This window comes from Acidimicrobiales bacterium (assembly GCA_016716005.1).
Taxonomy (GTDB): domain Bacteria; phylum Actinomycetota; class Acidimicrobiia; order Acidimicrobiales; family JADJXE01; genus JADJXE01.
On sequence record JADJXE010000001.1, the window covers coordinates 295,978 to 317,493 of the forward strand.

Below are 21,516 nucleotides of genomic sequence, written 5' to 3' on the forward strand. Positions count from 1 at the left end.
CACCCATCGCGCCCCGGAGGTCCCCGGCCATGGCCGACGTCAGCACCCGCCGCACCCGCCTGAGCGACCTCGAGCAGCGGGACGCCTTCGTCCAGCGGCACGTGGGCACGTCGGCCGACGACCGAGCCCGCCAGCTGGCCGAGCTGGGGCTGACCACCATCGACGAGCTCCTGGCCCGGGCGATCCCGCGGACCATCCGGGAGACGACGCCCCTGGCCCTCGGGCCGTCGGTGCCGGAGCACGAGGCCCTCGCCTTGCTCCGGACGATGCTGGCGGCCAACGTGGCCCGCACCCCGCTGATCGGGCTCGGCTACCACGGCACGATCACCCCGCCCGTCATCCAGCGGAGCCTGATCGAGGATCCCGCCTGGTACACCGCGTACACGCCGTACCAGCCCGAGATCTCCCAGGGGCGGCTCGAGGCCCTGCTGGCCTTCCAGACGATGGTGGCCGACCTGACGGGGATGGACGTGGCCAACGCGTCGCTGCTCGACGAGGCCACGGCCGTGGCCGAGGCCATGACCATGCTGCGGCGGGCCACCGATCACCGCGGCACGGCCTTCTTCGTCGACGCCGACTGCCATCCGCAGACCGCCGCCGTGGTCGCCGCTCGGGCCGAACCCCTCGGGATCGACCTGGTGGTCGGCGACCCCCGCACCGACCTCGACGCCGAGGCCTGCTTCGGCGCCGTCCTGGCGTACCCGGGCTCGAGCGGCGCCGTGGTCGACCCCTCCCCCGTCATCGAGCGGGTGCACGCCGCCGGGGGGCTGGTGGCGGTCACGGCCGATCCCCTCGCGCTCGTCCTGCTCACCCCGCCGGGCGAGCTGGGCGCCGACGTGGTGGTCGGGTCCACCCAGCGCTTCGGGGTGCCCCTGTGGTTCGGGGGGCCGCACGCCGCCTACCTGGCCACCCGCGACCGGCTGGTCCGCAGCCTCCCCGGCCGGCTGGTCGGCGTGTCCACCGACGCCGAGGGACGGGCCGCCTACCGGCTGGCCCTCCAGACCCGCGAGCAGCACATCCGCCGCGAGCGGGCCACCAGCAACATCTGCACCGCACAGGTGCTGCTCGCGGTCGTCGCCGCCATGTACGCCGCGTACCACGGCCCGGAGGGGCTGCGGCTGATCGCATCACGGGTGCACCGTCTCACCGCCGTCCTGGCCGCCGGCCTGCGCGAGGCCGGGGCCGAGGTGGTCCACGACGCCTTCTTCGACACGCTGACGGTGCGCGTGCCGGGCCGGGCGGCAGGGGTGCTGGCGGCCGCCCGGCGCCAGGGCCTCGACCTGCGGTCCGTCGACGACGACACCGTGGGAATCACCCTCGACGAGACCTCCGACCGTGCGGTGCTGCTGCGGGTGCTCGCGGCCTTCGGAGCCGGACCCGGCGCCGCTCCGGTCGACGACCTCGACCGGGTCGCCCCCGACGCGCTGCCGACCGAGCTCCTGCGGACCTCTCCGATCCTCACCCACCCGGTGTTCCACCAGCACCGCTCCGAGACCGCGATGATGCGGCTCCTCCGCCGTCTCTCCGACCGTGACCTGGCCCTCGACCGCACGATGATCCCGCTGGGCTCGTGCACGATGAAGCTCAACCCGGCCGCGGCCCTGGCGCCGGTGACCTGGCCCGAGATAACCGGCCAGCACCCCTTCGCCCCCCTCGACACCGCCGCGGGCACGCTCCGGCTGATCCGCGAGCTCGAGGCCATGCTGGTCGAGATCACCGGCTACGACGCCGTCTCGCTCCAGCCCAACGCCGGCTCCCAGGGCGAGCTGGCGGGTCTCCTGGCGATCCGCGGCTACCACCGCTCACGCGGCGACCTCGACCGGGACGTGTGCCTGATCCCGTCGTCGGCCCACGGCACCAACGCCGCCAGTGCCGTGATGGCGGGGATGCGGGTGGTGGTCGTGGCCTGCGACGAGCAGGGCAACGTCGACCTGGCCGATCTGCGCGCCCGGGCCGACCAGCACGCCGACCGCCTGGCCGCGGCCATGGTGACGTACCCGTCGACCCACGGCGTGTACGAGGAGGGCATCACCACCCTCTGCGAGGTGGTGCACGGCCACGGTGGCCAGGTCTACGTCGACGGCGCCAACCTCAACGCCCTGGTCGGGGTGGCGAGGCCCGGCCGCTTCGGCGCCGACGTCAGCCACCTGAACCTGCACAAGACGTTCTGCATCCCCCACGGGGGCGGCGGCCCCGGGGTGGGGCCGGTCGGCGTGCGGTCCCACCTGGCGCCCTTCCTCCCCAACCACCCGCTCGTGCCCGAGGCCGGCCCGGCGACCGGGGTCGGTCCCATCGCCGCCGCCCCGTGGGGTTCGGCCGGGATCCTCGCCATCTCCTGGATGTACATCACGATGATGGGGTCCGACGGCCTGCACGTGGCCACCGAGGCTGCCGTGCTGAGCGCGAACTACCTGGCTGCCCGCCTCGGGCCCCACTACCCGGTGCTGTACCGCGGCGAGCACGGCCTGGTCGCCCACGAGCTGATCCTCGATCTCCGGCCCCTCACCCGGGCCACCGGGGTCACCGTGGACGATGTGGCCAAGCGGCTGATGGACTACGGGTTCCACGCGCCGACGGTGTCGTTCCCCGTCTCGGGCACGCTGATGGTCGAGCCGACCGAGTCGGAGTCGCTGGCCGAGCTCGACCGGTTCGTCGACGCCATGGTGGCGATCCGGCGCGAGATCGACCGGGTGGCCGCCGGCGACTGGCCGCTGGAGGACAGCCCGCTACGTCGGGCGCCCCACACCGTCACGGCCGTCGCCGGCGACGACTGGGATCGCCCCTACCGCCGCGACGAGGCCGCGTTCCCGCTGCCGTGGCTGCGCGCCGACAAGTACTGGCCGCCCGTCGCCCGCATCGACGCCGCGTGGGGCGATCGCCACCTCACCTGCTCCTGCCCCCCGATCGAGGAGCTGGCCGAGAGCTGACGGCGGCACGCGGCCCCGGGCCGGGCGAGGGCCTCAGCGGGTCCGGCGCACGAAGGGCGTCGGCACCAGGGTGGCCGGCGTGCGGGTGCCCCGCACGTCGACCTCCACGCCGGTGCCCGGCTCGAGGTGGGGCGGGACGAAGGCGAGGGCGATCCCCCGCTCGAGGACCGGGGAGTAGTTGCCGCTCGTCACCTCGCCCACGACCTCGCCGCCCACGAGCACGGCCTGTCCGGCCCGGGGCGGGCGCCGCCCGTCCACCTCGAGCCCCCGGATCCGCCGCGACACGCCGCGGGACCGCTCGGCCTCGAGCGCGGCCCTGCCCCGGAAGACGGGCTTCTCCCACGCCACCACCCAGCCCAGCCCGGCCTGGAGCGGTGTGATCCCGGGCCCCAGCTCGTGGCCGTGCAACGGGAGGGCGGCCTCGAGCCGGAGGGTGTCCCGGGCCCCGAGACCGGCCGGTTGCGCCCCGGCCTCGACCAGGGCGCCCCAGAGGGCGGGGGCGGCGTCGGCGGGCACGGCGATCTCGACGCCGTCCTCGCCGGTGTACCCGGTGCCGGCGGCCACGCACGACACCCCACGCCACGAGACCCGCTGCACGCCGAACCGGGGCACGGTCGCGGCGTCGGCGGCCACGCCCTCGAGCAGGGTCCGAGCAGCGGGCCCCTGCACCGCCACGACGGCCCGCTCGGCGGTCACGTCGTCACCGCCCACGGCCCCCCGCACGCTCGACGTGTTGGACGCGTTGGGCATCACGTCGAACACGTCGGGCTCCACCCACCACACGATGACGTCGTCGACCACCGACCCGTCGGCGTCGTCGAGGAGGTGGGTGTACTGGGCTCGACCCGGCCCGATGCGGGCGAGGTCGTTCGTGAACGCGGACTGCAGCCGGTCGAGGGCCCCGGGCCCGACGAGCCGGACGGTGCCCAGGTGGCTCACGTCGAACACGGCCACCCCCCGGCGGCAGGCCAGGTGCTCGGCGATGGTGCCGGCCGGATAGGCGACGGGCATGTCCCAGCCGCCGAAGTCGACCATCTTGGCGCCGGCGCGCCGGTGCCAGGCGTCGAGGGGCGAGCGCCGCAGGGTCACCGCGGCACCCTACCGGGCACGGGCTGCACCCCCGTCGGGCTCACGGGTCGAGGTCGAACAGCCCGAGGCTGGCCCTGGGCCCGCCCGGCGCCGCCGTGGATCGGGCGTCGTCGAGGTCGTACTTGGCCAGGAGGTTGACGTAGTCGCGCTGGTACAGGATCTGCACCCGGACGTCGGGATGGAGCTCCCGGAGCCGGCGGGCCTTGCGGTTCTTCTTGGTGACCAGCGACTGCTTGAGGGTCGTGATCTCGATGAAGAGGTCGTAGGCGGGGAGGTAGAAGTCGGGCGTGAACTCCTGCAGGGGCCGGCCCTCGTCGTCGGCCTGGAGTGTGAAGGTGCGGGGCTCGTACTCCCATGCGATCCCGTAGAAGTCGAGAAGCTCGGCGAACTGCCGCTCGGACTCGTGGGCGAAGTCGGCCGTGGCCGGCACGCCCACCACTGGTCGCCTCACCCTTCCGGGTCGGGGCTAGCGGACCCCGGCCACGCCGCCTGCGCCCATGCCGGGCTCCTCGTCGCCGGCCGCCGGAGGGCCCGCCACAGGGGCGCGCAGGGGCAGGATGGCGGCGTCGACCTGGGACTTCACGGTCGCCAGCGGCAGCACGTTCAGCACCCCCTGGCCCTGGCGGACCACGTCGACGAGATCCTCGCCCGACACCAGGAGCGTCTGGGGCCCGTTGATGACGAGGTTGGCCGAGGTCACGTCCTCGCCGAGCTGGTCGCGCAGGTACCGGAAGATCCGGCGCACCGATGCCAGCTGGATCCCGGCGTCGACGAGCGTCTTCACCACCTTCAGCTCGAGCAGGTCGCGGTAGGAGTAGCGGCGGCGGCTGCCGCTCCCCCGAGCGTCGGCGAGCGACGGCCGCACCAGGTCGGTGCGGGCCCAGTAGTCGAGCTGGCGGTACGTGATCCCGACGATGTCGGCCGCCTGCCGGCCGCTGAAGCCTTCTTCGCTCACTGGCCCTCCCCGGACGTGCCCGGACCACAGCCCTGTAGTTACGGACGTGTGCTTCGAGGCTAGGGCCCGGCCCGCTCCGGCGTCAACGACGGCCCGTCGAGCCGATCAGCGTGGTGAGGGCGTCGAGCTGGGCCCGTGTGCCGATCACGATGAGCACCTGCCCGGCCTCCAGGCGGTCGTCCGGGCCGGGGTTGAGGCCGAACGCACCGGTCGGGTCGCGCACCGCCAGCACCAGTGCGCCCGTGCGCTCGCGCACCTCGGCCTCGCGGATGGTGGAGCCGGCCAGGGCCGACCCCGCCGGCACCGTCACCTCGCCCAGGCGGAACTCGAGGCTGCCGTCGTGCATCACCACGTCGAGGAAGTCGGCCACGTGGGGCTGGAGGGCGAGCGCCGCCATCCGGGCACCGCCGATGTGCTGCGGGTTGACGACGCGGTCGGCTCCGGCCTGCAGCAGCTTGGCCTCCGCCCCGGGCACCCGCGCCCGGACGACGATGAACAGGTCGGGTCGCACCGCCCGGGCACTCAACGTGACGTAGAGGTTCGCGGCGTCGGCATCGAGGGCGGCGACAAGCACCGACGCCCGGTCGAGACCGGCAGCGGCGAGCACGTCGTCATCGGTGGCATCACCCACCACGTACGGGGCGTCGGTCCTGACGAGCCGGTCGGCGTCACGATCCACCACCACCAGCTCGCGCCCGGCGCCGGCGAGGAACTGACCGATCGTCCGCCCCACCCTCCCCCATCCGCACACGATCACGTGGCCGGACAGCCCGGCGATGCGGCTCTGCATGCGACGCCTCCCGAACAGGTCGCTCAGGTGCCCCTCGACCAGCACCTCGAGGACGGCGGTGAAGGTGTACAGGGCGGTGCCCACCCCGGCGAGGGCGACCACGATGGTGAAGGCCCGGTCGGCCGTCGTGAAGTCGCCGACCTCCTTGAACCCGATCGTGGTGACCGTGGTGACGGTCTGGTACAGCGCGTCGAAGGCGCTCAGGCCGAGCAGCGCGTACCCGAGGGTGCCGAGCGCGACCACGCCGACCAGCAGCGCGGCGCCCACGCGCACGCGCCGCCAGGGGTCGGTGCGCATCCCGGCCACCCGTCCCGGCCGAGCCCGTCAGGACGCGAAGTCTTCGGGGTTGACGCGCTCGATGAAGTCGCGGAACTCGTCGACCAGCTCGTCCTGGTCGGCGGGCTCCTCGGCCTCGTCCTCGTCCTCGGCCGGCTGGGCGGCCTCGTCGAGCACGGCCTCGTCGGCGAAGATCGGCGTGCCGGTGCGCACCGCGAGGGCGATGGCATCGCTCGGACGGCTGGAGACCAGCTGCACGCGGTCGCCGAGCCGCAGGTGCAGCTCGGCGAAGAAGGTGTGCTCGCGCAGCTCGGTGACCACCACCCGCTCGAGGGCCACCCCGAGGCCGTCGAGTACGTCCTTCAGCAGGTCGTGGGTGAGCGGCCGGGGCGTGACCACACCCTCCAGGGCGAAGGCGATGGCGGTGGCCTCGGCTCCCCCGATGTAGATCGGGAGGACCCGCCGGTCGCCCGCGGCCTCGCGGAGGAGCACGATCGGTGCGTTGGCCGGAACCTCGACGCGAACGCCCATCAGCTCCATCTCCACCACACCGCCACGCTACCCCGCGGGCGGAGGCGGCGAGCCGCGTCGCCGGTACAGCTCGGGCACGTGGGCGTCGGGGTCCACGCGCAGCGCCTCCAGGTCGCCGGCCACGATCACGTCGAGGTTGCGGTAGCGCCCCTGGTAGTCGAGGCCGTACCCCAGCACGAACTCGTCTTGGACCTCGAAGCCCACGAAGCGGACCGGGACCGGCACGAGTCGCCGGGCCCGCTTGTCGAGCAGGGTGCACACCGCCAGCGACGCCGGGCCGCGCCGGTCGAGCTCGCCCAGCAGCCAGGTGAGGGTGAGCCCGGTGTCGACCACGTCCTCCACCACCACCACGTGGCGGCCCCCGATGTCGGTGTCGAGATCCTTCACCAGCCGCACCCGGGGGCCGCCGGGGCGGTACGAGGAGAGGGCCAGGAAGTCGACGACCGGGTCGACGGTGAGCGTCCGGGCCAGATCGGCGAGGAAGACCACGCTCCCCTTGAGCACCCCCACCAGCACGAGCCCGTCGTCGTAGGCGGCCGAGACCTCGGCGCCGAGTCGGGCCACGCCGGCGCGCAGCTCGTCGGCGCCGACGAGCACCCGGAGGGTCAGGACCCCTCCGTGAGCTGCCGGAGGGCGGCCCGCAGCATCGCCGCCCGCAGGCCCTCGCCCAACCGGGCCAGGTCGACCAGCGCCTCGCGGGCGTGGCGGCGGGCCACCGGGTTCCGCTGCTTGAGCATGGGCAGCACGACCTGCTCGAAGAGCCCGGCCTCCCGGTCGGCGGCGTTGCGGTACATGCGGAGGTGGCGGGCTTCGGCCCCGTAGCGCAGGAAGCCGGCCGCCAGCCGGGCGACGATGAGGGCTTCCTCGTCGTAGTACGTGACGCGCCCGACCGCCCGGCCGGTGACGAGGCCGTACTGCTCGAGCTCGGTGACGGCGTCGAGGCCGAGCCCGCTCGCGGTCGCGAGCTCCTCGAGGGTGAAGCTTGCCGCCGACGCCCCAGTGTCGAGGGGGTCGGCCGCGGCGCCGGTGGCGGTCGCGGCGCCGGTCGTGGCGTCGGCCCCCCCGCCCTCGACCGCCACCTCGTCCACGTCGAGCGCCAGGACCCCCTCGGCCGCCGGCGGCTCCACCGGAGCGGGCACGCCGTGGGGACCGACGGCCGCCAGGCGATCCTTGATGACCCGCAGCGGGAGGAAGTTCTCCTTCTGCTCCCGCAGGATCCAGCGCAGGCGCTCGATGTCGTTGTCGTAGAACTTCCGGTAGCCCGACGGCGTGCGCTCCGGGTCGATCAGCCCCTGGCTCTCGAGGAACCGGATCTTCGAGATCGTGACGTCGGGGAACTCCTCCTGCAGGAGGGCCAGCACCTCCCCGATCGACAGGTACTGCCGCTCGGTCATCGGGCACCCGCCGGCGGGCCGCTGAGGAACAGGAGCTTGAACTTGCCGATCTGCAGCTCGTCGCCGCTCTGCAGCCAGGCCTCGTCGATGCGCTCCCGGTTGAGGTAGGTGCCGTTGAGCGACCCGACGTCGCGGGCCTTGAAGCGGCCGTCGTGACGGGAGATCTCGACGTGCCGGCGCGACACGGTGATGTCGTCGAGGAAGAGGTCGCTGTCGGGGTGGCGCCCGGCGCGCACCGTGGCGCCGCCCAGCTCGAACCGGACCCCTGCGCCGGGCCCGCCGAGCACGACGAGGACGGCCTGGCCGGGGGCGAGCTCGGCGACCGTCGCGTCGAGGGCCTCGACCCCGAGGGGGTCCTCGGCGTCGACCGCGCTGTGGGCGCCGGTGTGCTCGTCGCCGCCGACGAGGATTGCGTCGCCACAGGACGAGCAGAAGCGCGACCCCGGGAGGTTCCGGTGACCGCACTGGGTGCAGAAGACCTCCCCCACCGGACCGGCCTCAGCCCTCGATCAGGCTCCGGTAGGCCTCGGCGTCGAGCAGGCGCGCCAGCTCGGCCGGGTCGGACGGCTCGATGACGCAGATCCAGCCCTCGCCGTAGGGGTCGTCGTTGAGGCGCTCGGGGTGGTCGGCCAGCTCGGTGTTGACCTCGACGATCGTGCCGGCGATCGGCGCGTACACGTCGGAGACGGACTTGGTGGACTCCACCTCGCTGCAGGACTGCCCGGCCGTGACCACCGCGCCCAGCTCGGGAACCTGGACGAAGACGACGTCGCCCAGCGCGTCCTGGGCGTAGTCGGTGATCCCCACCCGCGCCCGGTCGCCCTCGAGACGGATCCACTCGTGGTCGGCGGAGTAGCGGAGGTCGTCGGGGACGTTCATCGCCGTGACGCTACCGGACGCAGCACGGGGCGTGAGCGGCCGCTCACGCCTAGCGGAGCATCTGGCGGATGCGCCGGGCGTACTCCTGCGCGAGCCGACGTGCGTCGGTGTCGGACGCGCCCTCGGCCCACACGTGCGTGACCGGCTCGTCGGGGTCGGGCAGCGCCAGCGCCCAGCCGCCGTCGTGGAACACCTTCACGCCGTCGACGAGCAGCAGCTCCCGGTCCTTGGCCAGCTCGACGAGGCTGCGCATGACCGCGCCCTTCTGCTCCCAGGGGGTGACGATCGTCTCGTGGGCCATGTGGACCCGCGGCAGGCCGGCCACGACCTCGGAGAGCCGCCTGCCGCGCAGGGCCAGCAGCTCGAGAACCTTCACGAGAGTGGCGGCGCCGTCGTAGGCGGGGAGGAACCCGGGCAGGATGTAGCCGCCCTGCCCGTCGGCCGCGAAGCCCACGCCGGGCTCCTGGGCCGCGTCCATGAGCGCCGCCGCCGCGACCTTGGTGGGCAGGACGCTCAGGCCGTGGCGCCCGACCAGCTCGGCTGCGAAGGCGCTGGTGGTCACCGGCAGCGCCACCCGGTCACCGACGATCCGGTCGCCCACCAGCGTCAGCAGGGCCAAGAGCGCCTCGGTGTCGGAGAGCTGGTGGCCCTCGTCGTCGATCAGGGTGAGCCGCTCGCCGTCGGGGTCGATGACGGCACCCAGATGGGCGCCGGACGCCCTGACCTGGCTCGCCACGCGGGCTGCGTGGGCGTCACGGTCGTAGGAGATCGCGCCGACGGTGGAGGCGTAGGGGTTGACGGCGAGCACGTCGGCCCCCAGCTTCGCCAGCACGTTGGGCATGACGAACGACGTGGTGCCGTAGGCGTAGTCGACCACCACCTTGAAGGCCGCCGAGCGGATGAGCGCGGTGTCGACGGTGCCTTCGAGGGCCACCGTGTAGTCCTCGAGGGCACGGGGCGGGAAGCCGATGTCGCCGATCTCCGGGGGGAACACCCGGCGGTAGTCCTCGCGGTGGAACAGCCGCTCGATCTTGCGCTGGGTGTCCTCCACGATGTCGAGGCCGTTGTTGTCGAAGAAGCGGATCGCGACCTGCTGCGCGTCGCCCTCGACCAGGCGGATCGTGAGCCCTCCCGAGGCCCGCGGGGAGCGCACGAGGAAGCGGGTCACCGGCACCGACGCCACCTCGAGGTCGAGCACGTTCACGCCGGCCGCGTTGAGGCCGGCCATCATCGCCCGCTTCAGCATCCGCGCGCTGCGGCTCGAGTCACGGGACGTGACGACCGTGGTGTCCTTCTTCAGCGCAGTGGCGTAGGCGAGGGCGACGCGAGTGGCCAGCTCGGGGCTGATGTCGACGTTGGCGAGCCCGGCGATGCCCTGGCGCCCGAAGAGGCTGCGGGCGCCCCTCGACTCCCACACGATCGAGGTGTTGACGATGGCGCCGGCCTCCACCGTCTTGAACGGGTACACCTTCACGCCGGCACCGAGCACCGCGTTCTCGCCCACGAAGCACTCGTCGCCCAGCACGACGCCTTCCTCGCAACGGGCCCCGGCGCGGATGTCGCAGGAGCGGCCGACGACCGTGCCCCGCAGGCGCGCCCCCTCCCCCAGGTACGCGTTGTCGTGCACCACCGCCCGCTCGAGATCGACGTCGCCGCGCACCCGCACGTTGGTGCCCAGGACGGTGTACTCGCCGAGGTGCGCGTCGGCCTCGACGCGGCAGTAGTCGCCCACCACCGCGGGGCCGTCGATCCGGGCGTTCGGGTTGATCTCGGCGCCCTCGCCGATCCACACACCCTCCGACACGCGGAACCCGGGGATGTCGAGGGCCACCTTTCCGTCGAGGACGTCCTTGTGGGCCCGGAGGTACGCCTCGAGCGTGCCGACGTCCTCCCAGTAGCCCTCGGTCACGGCGCCGTAGAGGGGCTTGCCCTCGGCGAGCAGCTTCGGGTACACGTCGCTCGAGAAGTCGACCGAGGTGTCGGCCTCGATGTAGTCGAAGACCTCGGGCTCCAGGACGAAGATCCCGGTGTTGATGGTGTCGCTGAACACCTGGCCCCAGGTGGGCTTCTCCAGGAACCGCTCGATCGAGCCGTCTTCCTTGGTGATCACGATCCCGAACTCGAGCGGGTTCTCGACCGGGGTGAGGGCGATCGTCGCCATGGCCTTGCGATCGTCGTGGAAGGCGACGATCGACGTGAGGTCGATGTCGGTGAGCACGTCGCCGGAGATCACGAGGAACCGCTCGTCGAGCTGCTCCATCGCGTTCCGCACCGACCCTGCGGTGCCGAGCGGGTGCTCCTCGACCGCGTACACGATCCGCACCCCGAACTCGGACCCGTCGCCGAAGTACGTCTGGATGGCGTTGGCCATGAAGGCCACGGTGACGACGATCTCGTCGAAGTCGTGCCGCTTGAGCAGCCCGACGATGTGCTCCATCATCGGCCGGTTGGCCAGGGGGAGCATCGGCTTCGGTGCGTTCGAGGTGAGTGGCCGCAGGCGGGTCCCCTCACCTCCCGCCATGATCACAGCCTTCACGGGGCGGAGCCTAGTTGCCCGGCGGTGGCACCCCGGCCACGGCGGTGCCGCCGCGGCCCTCCCGGCCCTCGCGCAGGGCGCGGCGGGCCAGGGGCACGTACCGCACCGCGGCGTAGTAGCTCAGGGCGAGGGCCGGGACGCCGGCCAGGTAGCCCGCGACCCACGCCGCGTCCGCCCCCGGGGCGGTGCTCGAGCCGTAGAGGAACAGCGGGAAGGCGCACATCAGGCCGAACGTGCCGGCCTTGCCCCACCAGGTGACGTCGATCCGCCTGGCGCCGAGGATCGCGAGGACGAGCGTCGCGGCGCCGACCACGACCTCGCGCGCCACCACGGCCAGGCCGAACCAGAGGGGTGCCGCGCCGTCGAGCAGGATCCCGCCGACCGCCACGATCAGGAGCAGGCGGTCGGCGATCGGGTCGAGGACCTTCCCCAGCTCCGACACCTGGTCGAAGTGGCGAGCCACGTAGCCGTCGACCCAGTCGGTCGCCCCGAGGGCCGCGAGCAGCACGGCCGCGGCGGCCGGGTCGTCGCGGCCGAAGAGCAGCCACAGGAACACCGGGATGCAGCCGAGCCGCACCACCGTGAGGACGTTCGGGATCGTGACGATCCGATCGGTCCCGGCATGGGTCCCCGTCGCCGCGGCGTCGCTCACCGGCCCAGCCTACGATCCGCCCCCATGCCCACCTCGGACCTCTCCGGCCGGGTCGCGCTGGTCACCGGCGCCGGCTCCGGCCTCGGTGCCGCCATCGCCGCCCGCCTCGCCGCCGACGGCGCCCACGTCGCCGTGAACGACCTCCACCGGGCGTCGGCGGACGAGGTGGCCGAGCGCATCGGGGGCGAGGCCGTCCCGTTCGACGTCACCGACCCTGGCGCCGTCGACGACGCCGTCGACCGGCTGTGCGCCACCCACGGCCGGCTCGACATCCTGGTGAACAACGCCGGGATCATGACGATCCGCCCCGAGGTGTACGAGCGGGTGTCGGCCAACCTGCTGGGACGCCTCGCCGGCGAGGAGCCCCAGCCGATCCGCGCCACGTCGACGCTCACCGACGAGCAGTGGGACCGCATGATCAGGGTGCACCTGTACGGCACGTTCCACGGGACGCGCGCCGCTCTGCGGCACATGGAGCCCGTGCGGCGGGGCGCCATCGTGAACCTGGCGTCGATCTACGGCCTGCAGGGCGCGCCCGGCAACGCCGAGTACGCGGCGGCCAAGGGCGGCATCGTGCTGTTCACCAGATCGGTGGGGGCCGAGGTGGCACCGCTGGGGATTCGCGTCAACGCAGTGGCGCCGGGCTTCATCGACACGCCGCTGCTGGCGCCCCTTCCCGACGAGGTCCGCCAGATGATCGCCATGCGGGTGGGCGCCGGCCGCTTCGGGCGCGCCGAGGAGGTCGCCGAGATGGTGCGGTTCCTCGCCGGCGACCAGGCCTCGTACTGCTTCGGCGAGGTGCTCACGCTCACCGGGGCCTTCGGGTAGGCGGCGGCGATGGCCTCGATCTTCACCCGGATCATCACCGGGCAGCTGCCGGGCCGCTTCGTCTGGCGCGACGACCGGGCGGTGGCGTTCCTGTCGGTCAACCCGCTGCGGCACGGCCACACGCTGGTGGTGCCGATCGAGGAGATCGACCACTGGCTCGACGCCCCACCCGACCTGGCCGCCCACCTGATGGTGGTGTCCCGGGCGATCGGCGTGGCCCAGCAGCAGGCCTTCGGCCCCTTGAGGGTGGGCCTGCTCATCGCCGGGCTCGAGGTGCCCCACCTGCACCTGCACGTGGTCCCCATCTGGGGCGTCCACGACCTCGACTTCGCCAACGCCGCCCGCAACCCCGACCCCGCCGATCTCGACCTCGCCGCCGAGGAGCTGCGAGCCGCCCTCCGACGCCTGGGCCACGAAGAGGTCGCGGGCTAGCCCTCAGGGCTCGGGAGGGCCGGACGGCGGAGCCCCCGGGGCGGGCGGCGCCTCGGGATCGGGCTCGATCAGCTCGGGTCCCTCGTTGCGGACGTTGTTCACCGCGGTCGACACCGGCGTGAGCAGGAGCAGCTCCGGCGGTGCCGGCACCAGCAGCCGGCCCAGCGCCGCGGTGTCGTGGTTGTCGGGGTCGAGCCACGCGTCCCACGCCGACGGGGGGAGGATCACGGGCATCCGGTCGTGGATCGGCCGCACCAGGTCGTTGGCGTCGGTGGTCACGATGGTCGTGGAGCGCACGGGGTCGCCGGCCCGGTCCGGCCCCCGCCACACCTCCCACAGACCGGCGAAGGCCAGGGGCTCACCGTCGACCCGGTGGATGTAGTACGGCTGCTTGCGCCTCTGGCCCGGGACCGAGCGCCACTCGTAGAAGCCGTCGGCCGGCACCAGGCAGCGGCGCTTCTGGAAGGCCGAGCGGAAGGCGGGCTTGGTGGCCAGCGTGTCGCCCCGGGCGTTGATCATCCGGTTCCCGACGGCCAGGTCCTCGGCCCAGATGGGCACCAGGCCCCAGTGGAAGGCCTCGACCGTCCGGCCCTCGGCCGTGTCGACCACGACGTACACGTCGTTCGTGGGGGCGACGTTGTAGCTGGGCCCGAGCAGCGCCTCCGCGCCCAGGGCGGCGTCGAAGTAGCGGGCCAGCCGGTCGGGCGGGGTGGCCGACGCGAAGCGGCCGCACACGGGCCCTACTCCCCCAGCGGCCGGACCGGGAGGTGGCGCCCCAGGAACGCCGTCGTCAGGGCCCAGGCCGCTGCGGCCGCGGCCGGGTCGTGGAACATCGGGGCCTCGTGGTTGTCGAAGGCGTGGCCCGCGCCCGCCTGCACGTGCACCTCGGCATCGGCGCGTCCCGCCAGGGCACCCCTGATCTGCTCCACCTGCTCCAGCGGGATGTACGGGTCGTGCTCGCCGAAGTGCAGCTGGATCGGGCACCGGATCTCGTCGACGCCATCGAGGAAGGCCACGATGTTGGAGCCGTAGTACGACACCGCCACGACCGGGTCGGCGGCCCTCGCCACCTGGAACGTGAGCAGGCCCCCCAGGCAGAACCCCATGACGCCGGCGCCGCCCGAGACCTCGGGGAGGGCGGCCAGGTGCCCGAAGGCGGCGGCGCAGTCGGCCACCCCGGCCGCCAGGTCGAACGCCGGCATCAGTGCCAGCGACGCCGTGAGCCCTTCCTCGCTGTGGTCCGCCTCCCAGTTGCGCTCGATGCGCCAGAACACGTCGGGCGCGCCCACCACGTAGCCCAGGTCGGCGAGCCGCTCGGCCACGGCGCGCAGGTAGGGCCCCACGCCGAAGATCTCCTGCAGGAGCAGCAGCCCCGGCCCCCGGCCGGAGTCGGGGAGCCAGAGGTGCAGGTCGAACGATCCGTCGGCGACGTCGACCTGCTCGGTCCGGGAGCTGGCGGGCATGGGCGCAGCATCGCGCACGGGCGGCCCGGCCCGCGGCCTACCGGGAGAGGCGCCGCACCCCGTCGGGGCCGGCCACGACCACCTCGGCGGCCACCCCCAGGAACAGGCCGTGCTCCACGATCCCGGCCCGGGCCCCCAGCTCGGCGGCCAGCCGCTCGGGGTCGGCGATCGGCCCGAAGTCGCAGTCGAGCACGAGGTTGCCCGAGTCGGTCAGGAACGGCTCGCCACCGGACAGCCGCAGCACGGGACGGCCCCCGAGGCGCTCCACGAAGCGGGCCTGGGACCGCCACCCGAAGGCCAGCACCTCCACCGGCAGGGGGTGGTTCGTGCCGAGCCGGGGCGACAGCTTGCCCTCGTCCACCACGAGCACCTCGCGGCGGCTGGCCTGGGCGGCGATCTTCTCGCGGAGCAGGGCGCCGCCCCCGCCCTTGATCACGTCGAGATCCGGGTCGACCTCGTCGGCCCCGTCGATGGTGAGGTCGAGGTCGCGGGGCAGGTCGGGCGTGAGCATCGGGATCCCGAGCCGCTCGGCCTCGGCCCACACCTGTGACGACGTCGCGTAGCCGACCACGTCGTGCAGCGCGCCCTCGGCGAGGAGCGCGGCGATCCGCCGGGTGGCGAAGATCGCGGTGCTCCCCGTGCCCAGGCCCACGGCCATGCCGGAGGCCACCTCGTCCACCGCGGCTTCGGCGGCACGCCGCTTCAGCTCCGTCGTCGGGTCGTCCGGCTCGGCCACGATTCCTCCTGGGGCGGGGGGCGTGAGCACGGTAGCGTCCGAGCATGGCCGCTCCGATCGACCAGACGCCCGAGTGGGCGGCGCTGCGCGCCCACGCCGAGCAGCTCCGCGGGGTGCACCTCCGCCAGCTCTTCGCCGGTGATCCGGGGCGGGGCGAGCGCCTCGCCATCGACGTCGACGGCCTCTACGTCGACTACGCCAAGCACCGGGTGACCGACGAGACCATGGGGCTGCTCCTCGCCCTGGCCGAGCGGGCCGGCCTCGGCGAGCGCCGCGACGCCATGTTCGCCGGAGAGCCCATCAACGTCACCGAGCACCGGGCGGTGCTGCACGTCGCCCTGCGGGCGCCCCGCAGCGCCCGCATCCTCGTCGACGGGGTCGACGTGGTGCCCCAGGTGCACGCGGTGCTCGACCACATGGCGGTCTTCGTCGACCGGGTGCGCTCCGGGGCCTGGCTGGGGGCCACCGGCCACCGCATCACCGACGTCGTCAACATCGGGATCGGCGGGTCCGACCTGGGCCCGGCGATGGCCTACGACGCCCTGATCGCCTACAGCGACCGCGACCTCCGCTGCCACTTCGTGTCCAACGTCGACGGCACCGACCTGTTGGAGGTCCTCCGCGGCCTCGATCCGGCCACGACGCTGTTCGTCGTCTCGTCCAAGACGTTCACGACCCTCGAGACCATCGCCAACGCCACCTCGGCGCGCCGCTGGCTCGTGGGCGCCCTCGGCGAGGCAGCCGTGCCCCACCACTTCGTCGCGGTGTCGACCAACGCCGGGGAGGTCGCCCGGTTCGGGATCGATCCGCAGCACATGTTCGGCTTCTGGGACTGGGTCGGGGGCCGCTACTCCTACGACTCGGCGATCGGCCTCTCGCTGATGCTCGCCATCGGCCACGACCACTTCCGGGAGATGCTGGCCGGCTTCCACAGCGTCGACGAGCACTTCCGCACCGCCCCCCTCGGGGCCAACGCTCCGGTCCTGCTCGGCCTGATCGGGGTCTGGTACCGCAACTTCCTCGGTGTCTCCACCCAGGCCGTGGTGCCCTACAGCCAGTACCTCGACCGCTTCCCGGCCTACCTGCAGCAGCTCGACATGGAGAGCAACGGCAAGCGCGTCGCGCTCGACGGCACCCCCGTGTCGTGGCAGACCGGCCCGGTGGTCTGGGGCACCCCCGGCACCAACGGGCAGCACGCGTACTTCCAGCTCCTCCACCAGGGCACCCAGCTGGTGCCGCTCGACGTCATCGGCTTCGCCAACGCGGTCGAGGAGCTCGGTGACCACCAGGCCCTGCTGATGGCCAACTGCCTGGCCCAGGCCGAGGCGCTGGCGTTCGGCAAGACCGCCGAGGAGGTGGCGGCCGAGGGCGTGGCCCCCGAGCTGGTGCCCCACCGCACCTTCCCGGGCAACCGGCCGTCCACCACCATCCTGGCCGACCGGCTCACGCCCTACGTCCTCGGGCAGCTGGTCGCCCTGTACGAGCACAAGGTGTTCACCCAGGGGGCGGTGTGGGGGATCAACTCCTTCGACCAGTGGGGGGTGGAGCTGGGCAAGGTGCTGGCGACGCGGATCATCCCCGAGCTCGAGTCGCCCGACGAGCCGGCCCTGGCCCACGACTCCTCCACCTCGGCGCTGATCCGGCGCTACCGCCGCCTGCACCGGGCCTGACGGCCGCGGTCGGCGCCCCCGGGGTCAGCGGGGCGGTTCGGGGAGGTCGATGGTGATCACCGCGGCCGACGGATCGGCCGGCAGGGCCTGGCTGCCCGCGCCCTCCACGATCTCCACGTCCCGGGCTCCGGGCTCGCCGACCTGCACCAGGCCCTGCAGCACGAGCACGGTGGACACGGCCGGGTCGCGGAGCAGCTCGGCCAGGAGCACCTGCCCCCGCTGATCGGACGCCAGCCTCGAGACGATGCGCTGGAGCGCCTCGTGGTGCAGGGCCTCGACCGCCTCCTGCAGGGCCAGCGCCAGCGACAGGGCCGGCTCGTCGAGGGTCGCGAGCTTCCGCACCGCCTCGTCGACGGAGCGGGCGAGGGCCACGATGTCACCGGCGGGAGCGGCCGGGGTCGTCGGATCTCCGGTCACGATGGCGTCGACCCTACACAGCGGAGCGGGACCGGCCCGCGTCTCGGTGGTCGGGGCAGGTCGCGGCGGGGAGCCGGCAGGTGGGGGTACCGTCCGGGCCGTGCCCGAGCCGTCGGTGCCGTCGCTCGACGACCTGGCCACCGAGTGGCTGGCGGTGGCCCAGCTCGCCCACATGCCGTCGCTGCACAACTTCCACCGCATGGCGGTGTGCGCCCCCGACGTGCTCGGGGTGCACTACTGGACCGGGCCGGACGACCTGTACGCGCGCGTCGGTCCGCAGTTCCTCGACTACCGCTCCTACCCGCGCCTCGCCCTCTCGCTCGACGGGACCGAGGTGCAGGCGGACGCCTGCCGGTGGTTCGCCTACCAGGCGCTGCGGCGCGCCACCGTCGGCGGGGTCGAGGTCGCCACGGTCGTGCGCCTCCTGTTCGAGGAGTCCGGCCTGCTCACCCGGATCACCGTGCGCAACCCCGGCCCCGGGCCCCGGATCGTCGAGCTGGCGGTCTCCGGGCTCGGCGAGGCCGTCGACGACCTGGCCTGGGGCCACGCCGGTCCCGGGCAGCTGCTGACGGTGCCCGCCGACGCCCCGCACGGGGTCTCGACCCGCGCCGGGAGCGCGACCGCGACGTGGCGGCTCGTGCTCGGGCCGGGTGAGGCGGCGACGGTGCGGCTGGCCCAGGCCGAGGGGCCCGATCGCCGCAGCGTCGGCGCGCGGGCGCACCAGCTCGTCGCGGGCTTCGACGACGCCTGGCACGCCACCGGACAGCGGTGGGCCGAGCGCTGGGCGCACGTGTTCGCGCCCGCCAACCCGCACTTCTCGGGCCACCTGCCGGTGCTGGAGACGGCCGACGAGGCCCTGGCGCACCTCTACTACACGGCCGTGCTCACGTTGCTGGTCCTGCACCGCACGGACCTGGGCCTGTGCGACCGGGTGTTCGTCACCAGCGGCGAGCGCGCCCACGGAACCGTCTTCCTCTGGGACACCTCGATGATCTCGCGGCTGCTCGCCCTGCTGGAGCCCCGGGGCCTGCGCGAGCAGGTCCGGCTGTTCCTCGCCCTCGACCCGCTCGGCGGCGCCCTGGTCGACCTCGACACCGTCGACTACCTCGCCTCCCAGTCCGCCGAGGGACGCCGAGGTCCGTGGTACGCGGCCAACCACCTGGCGCTCTTCCGTCTCGTCCACGACTACGTGGCGGTCACCGGCGAGGTCGCCTTCCTCGACGAGCGGATCGCCGGGCGCACGGTGCTCGCGCACCTCGAGTCGCTGGCCACGGCGTGGCGGGCCCTCGTACCCGATCCGGCGCTCCCCCTCGCCGACTACGGCGACGCCGACAACCTCCTCGAGTGCGTGCCGACCTACGTCCATCGCGTGGTCTCGCTGAACGCCGCCAACGTGTGGATGCTGCGCACCGTCGCGGCCCTGCACCGCGGGCGCGGCGACGAGGCCAGGGCGGCGGCGCTGCTCGCCGACGCCGAGCGGGTGGCCGACGCCGTGGTCGGCCTCTACCGACCGGGCGAGGGGACCTGGTGCTGCCTCGACGACGAGGGTCGACGGCTCGAGGTCCGGCACTGCTACGACTTCATCTGCGCCGGGGCCTTCCTGGGCGACCGCCTGACGGACTCCGTGCGTGCCGAGATGGTCGGCTTCGTGCAGCGCGAGCTGCTCACCGCGTCGTGGATGCGGGCGCAGTCGCTCCTCGACCCTGCCGCCGCCGCCTCGGACCGGCCGGACCACGGGCCCTACGGCGCCTTCGGCGCATGGCCCGCGCTCACCGCGCAGGCGATGTTCGAGCTCGGCCGGTTCGCGGAGGGCGTCGACCTGCTGCACCGGGTCGTCGGGGCGCTGGCCGAGGGCGTCGTCGGCCAGGCCTACGAGCTGTGGGGACCGGAGCGCGACACGGTCGACGCTCCGGTGCGCATCGCGGCGCGGGGCTTCTGTCTGCGCGAGGGCTCGGCGGGAGGTGCGTTCGCCGAGACCGTCGTCACCCACGTGTTCGGGTTCCGGCCCGAGATCGGCGCGGCCGACCCACGGTGGCGGTCGGACGAGGCGCGACCGGCCACCGGGGTGCTCCACCACCTGCGCTGGGCCGCCGGGAGCTGGCGCCTCGCCCTGCACGCCGACGGGGTCTCGCTCACCCCCGAGGGGTCGACGGCCCGCTCGCCCCGCCCGTCGGGCGCACCGACGCCGTGATCGTGGCGCACTCGTGGCGCACGGCCGCGCCCCAGGGGCGGACCGTGTAGGGCCCGACCGCGGCGGGCACCACGAAGGTCTCGGCGTAGTGGACGACGAAGGGCTCGAAGGCGTCCGCGGGGCTCTCGACGACGACCTCCTCCCCCTGCACCAGGTTGACGACGCGGACCGTGTCGAGGGTGTCGAGCGGGACGGCGTCGGTGAACCAGTGCCGAACCGTCTCGAGCAGCTCGCGCTCGTGCAGGCCGGTGCGCTCGGCCCGCCAGCCCGTCCCCTCGCCGAGCGGCTCGATGCGGTTGACGAGCTGCCCGCGCACCCACTCGGTGTCGCGGTGCCACTGGATGTTGGCGACACCCCGATCGATGTTGATGGGGCGCGGCCGTCCATCGAGGCCGAGGCGGCCCCAGTCCCAGAGCTTGAAGGTGAAGAGGTACGGGGTCGAGCTGATCTCCAGCACCATCGAACCCGCGCCCGAGCAGTGGACGGTGCCGGCCGGGATCAGGAAGTGGTCGTGGCGCCGGGCCGGCCACCGGTTGACGTAGCGCTCGACGTCGAAGGGCGGCCCGCCGGCCTGTGCCGCGCGGAGCGCGGCGACCATCTCCCCCCGGTCGACCCCCGTGCGCACGCCCAGGTACACCGAGGCGTCGCCGGCCGCGTCGAGCAGGTAGTAGCTCTCGTCCTGGGTGTAGCGCAGCCCGAAGTGCTCGCGTGCGTAGGCCGTGAGCGGGTGCACCTGCAACGACAGGTTCCCGCCCCCCATCGTGTCGAGGAAGTCGAAGCGGATCGGGAACTCCGCGCCGAAGCGGCCGTGCACGTCGGGGCCGAGGAGCTCGCGAGGGCGCGTGAGCACGAGGTCGAGGGCAGGGATCTCCACCCGGTGCGGTCCGAAGCCGAGCACGAGGCTGTTCTCCTCGGGCACGCAGTCGAAGCACCAGGCGTGGTTGGGCGCGTCCCGGGGGAGGTCGCACACCTCCTCCATCCAGTGGCCACCCCACGGGCCCGGGTCGAAGAACGGGACCAGCCGGAACGGCCGGCGCGCCGCGTGGTCGAGGCCGGCCCGCAGCGCGGCGGCCTCCACGAGCCTCGGGTCGCCGGGCCGGTTGGTGTCGAGCAGGAAGTCGAGGCCCTCCCAGCAGGCCAGCTTCCAGCGGTCGCACACCCTCCAGTCGACGAAGTAGGCCCGCTTGAGCTGCAGGTTGGGCTCCAGGGCCCGGTTGTCCACGCCGAGGGCCGGGATCTCGTGCGCCCGCTGGCGCTGCTGTGCCTGCCACCGGGCCAGGTCGGCGTACACCACGACGTCGCCGGGGTGCACCAGGCGCGCGCCGCAGCCCACCACGAGCACGATGCCCTCGGTGACGGCCTCCACGCGGTGGCGGAGCGCGGCCAGCGCCTGCGGCGAGAAGAGCTGCGGGAGCTCGAGGTCGCTCAGCGTGCCGAAGAGGGGATCGTCGCCGCCCAGGTACGGGGCCGCGAGCGCCTCGATCTCCGCCTCGGGGCGCAGCGCGGCACCGGGGTCCACGGTGAGCACCGGCGTCAGGGCGGTGTCGAGGGCGGCACGGATCTCGCGCTCGTGCGTCCCCACGTAGCAGTCGACGACCACCACGGCCCGGCGAGCGCCGCGCGTGTCCACGTGGGCACGGAGCCGTGCGCCGGCGGCCTCCCACCCGGCGACGCACCGTCCTGCGCCGCCGGGCACGCCGATGAACGGCTGCTTGTCGTACGTCGAGCGTCGCCGGGCCGGGTCCGCCAC

General features: G+C 73.6%; 21 protein-coding genes. 5 read left to right on the plus strand and 16 right to left on the minus strand.

What is annotated here, in order from left to right:
• Window positions 1-29: 29 nt before the first annotated feature.
• Window positions 30-2,927 carry an aminomethyl-transferring glycine dehydrogenase gene (gene gcvP, locus IPM45_01470; protein ID MBK9178240.1) on the plus strand — a complete coding sequence of 966 codons (2,898 nt, stop codon included), beginning with the start codon at window positions 30-32 and terminating at the stop codon, window positions 2,925-2,927.
• Between the two features lie 33 nt (window positions 2,928-2,960).
• Here gcvP and gcvT read toward each other — a convergent pair whose 3' ends face one another.
• The 11 genes from gcvT to IPM45_01525 are packed head-to-tail and all read right to left on the minus strand — an operon-like array spanning window position 2,961 to window position 12,029.
• Window positions 2,961-4,016, minus strand: a complete 1,056-nt coding sequence (gene gcvT / locus IPM45_01475) for a glycine cleavage system aminomethyltransferase GcvT (protein MBK9178241.1) — start codon at window positions 4,014-4,016, stop codon at window positions 2,961-2,963.
• 40 nt (window positions 4,017-4,056) lie between these two features.
• Entirely contained in the window at window positions 4,057-4,452 is a 396-nt protein-coding gene (locus tag IPM45_01480; protein MBK9178242.1) for a hypothetical protein, read from the minus strand.
• Between the two features lie 30 nt (window positions 4,453-4,482).
• A complete protein-coding gene (locus IPM45_01485) occupies window positions 4,483-5,001 on the minus strand; it encodes a MerR family transcriptional regulator (GenBank protein ID MBK9178243.1) in 519 nt (172 codons plus the stop codon).
• Between the two features lie 52 nt (window positions 5,002-5,053).
• Window positions 5,054-6,058: a potassium channel protein gene (locus IPM45_01490; protein ID MBK9178244.1), complete on the minus strand. Its 1,005-nt coding sequence runs from the start codon at window positions 6,056-6,058 to the stop codon at window positions 5,054-5,056.
• 27 nt (window positions 6,059-6,085) lie between these two features.
• Window positions 6,086-6,586 (minus strand): bifunctional nuclease family protein, encoded by a 501-nt coding sequence (locus IPM45_01495; protein MBK9178245.1) that lies wholly within the window; start codon window positions 6,584-6,586, stop codon window positions 6,086-6,088.
• 9 nt (window positions 6,587-6,595) lie between these two features.
• The gene (gene hpt / locus IPM45_01500; GenBank protein ID MBK9178246.1) at window positions 6,596-7,177 is read right to left on the minus strand and encodes a hypoxanthine phosphoribosyltransferase; all 582 of its coding nucleotides are present in this window, start codon (window positions 7,175-7,177) and stop codon (window positions 6,596-6,598) included.
• On the minus strand, window positions 7,174-7,962 hold the full coding sequence (locus tag IPM45_01505; protein MBK9178247.1) for a MerR family transcriptional regulator: 789 nt from the start codon (window positions 7,960-7,962) through the stop codon (window positions 7,174-7,176). The genes hpt and IPM45_01505 overlap by 4 nt, the downstream gene beginning before the upstream one ends.
• A complete protein-coding gene (locus tag IPM45_01510) occupies window positions 7,959-8,450 on the minus strand; it encodes an FHA domain-containing protein (GenBank protein ID MBK9178248.1) in 492 nt (163 codons plus the stop codon). The genes IPM45_01505 and IPM45_01510 overlap by 4 nt, the downstream gene beginning before the upstream one ends.
• A gap of 10 nt (window positions 8,451-8,460) precedes the next feature.
• Complete coding sequence (gene gcvH, locus IPM45_01515; GenBank protein MBK9178249.1) at window positions 8,461-8,841, minus strand: glycine cleavage system protein GcvH; 381 nt, start codon at window positions 8,839-8,841, stop codon at window positions 8,461-8,463.
• Window positions 8,842-8,890: 49 nt separating this feature from the next.
• The gene (locus IPM45_01520; protein MBK9178250.1) at window positions 8,891-11,377 is read right to left on the minus strand and encodes an NTP transferase domain-containing protein; all 2,487 of its coding nucleotides are present in this window, start codon (window positions 11,375-11,377) and stop codon (window positions 8,891-8,893) included.
• A 10-nt stretch (window positions 11,378-11,387) separates the two neighbouring features.
• Window positions 11,388-12,029: a CDP-alcohol phosphatidyltransferase family protein gene (locus IPM45_01525; GenBank protein ID MBK9178251.1), complete on the minus strand. Its 642-nt coding sequence runs from the start codon at window positions 12,027-12,029 to the stop codon at window positions 11,388-11,390.
• A gap of 24 nt (window positions 12,030-12,053) precedes the next feature.
• Between IPM45_01525 and IPM45_01530 the strand changes: the two genes are divergently transcribed.
• The gene (locus IPM45_01530) at window positions 12,054-12,857 is read left to right on the plus strand and encodes an SDR family oxidoreductase (GenBank protein MBK9178252.1); all 804 of its coding nucleotides are present in this window, start codon (window positions 12,054-12,056) and stop codon (window positions 12,855-12,857) included.
• 9 nt (window positions 12,858-12,866) lie between these two features.
• Entirely contained in the window at window positions 12,867-13,289 is a 423-nt protein-coding gene (locus tag IPM45_01535) for an HIT family protein (protein MBK9178253.1), read from the plus strand.
• Window positions 13,290-13,292: 3 nt separating this feature from the next.
• Here IPM45_01535 and IPM45_01540 read toward each other — a convergent pair whose 3' ends face one another.
• Genes IPM45_01540 through rpiA form a run of 3 tightly spaced genes read right to left on the minus strand, consistent with a single transcriptional unit; the run spans window position 13,293 to window position 15,491 of the window.
• Entirely contained in the window at window positions 13,293-14,024 is a 732-nt protein-coding gene (locus IPM45_01540) for an SOS response-associated peptidase (GenBank protein MBK9178254.1), read from the minus strand.
• A gap of 5 nt (window positions 14,025-14,029) precedes the next feature.
• Window positions 14,030-14,752, minus strand: a complete 723-nt coding sequence (locus IPM45_01545; GenBank protein ID MBK9178255.1) for a dienelactone hydrolase family protein — start codon at window positions 14,750-14,752, stop codon at window positions 14,030-14,032.
• Window positions 14,753-14,789: 37 nt separating this feature from the next.
• Window positions 14,790-15,491 (minus strand): ribose-5-phosphate isomerase RpiA, encoded by a 702-nt coding sequence (rpiA, locus tag IPM45_01550; GenBank protein MBK9178256.1) that lies wholly within the window; start codon window positions 15,489-15,491, stop codon window positions 14,790-14,792.
• A gap of 41 nt (window positions 15,492-15,532) precedes the next feature.
• Between rpiA and pgi the strand changes: the two genes are divergently transcribed.
• Window positions 15,533-17,158, plus strand: a complete 1,626-nt coding sequence (gene pgi, locus IPM45_01555; protein MBK9178257.1) for a glucose-6-phosphate isomerase — start codon at window positions 15,533-15,535, stop codon at window positions 17,156-17,158.
• A gap of 24 nt (window positions 17,159-17,182) precedes the next feature.
• On the opposite strand, the gene IPM45_01560 is transcribed toward pgi, so the two are convergent.
• The gene (locus IPM45_01560; GenBank protein ID MBK9178258.1) at window positions 17,183-17,575 is read right to left on the minus strand and encodes a hypothetical protein; all 393 of its coding nucleotides are present in this window, start codon (window positions 17,573-17,575) and stop codon (window positions 17,183-17,185) included.
• 100 nt (window positions 17,576-17,675) lie between these two features.
• On the opposite strand from IPM45_01560, the gene IPM45_01565 reads away from it, so the two are divergent.
• A complete protein-coding gene (locus IPM45_01565; protein MBK9178259.1) occupies window positions 17,676-19,766 on the plus strand; it encodes a hypothetical protein in 2,091 nt (696 codons plus the stop codon).
• Here IPM45_01565 and IPM45_01570 read toward each other — a convergent pair.
• Window positions 19,708-21,516, minus strand: coding sequence for a class I mannose-6-phosphate isomerase (locus tag IPM45_01570; GenBank protein MBK9178260.1), 1,809 nt, complete (start codon window positions 21,514-21,516; stop codon window positions 19,708-19,710). The genes IPM45_01565 and IPM45_01570 overlap by 59 nt on opposite strands.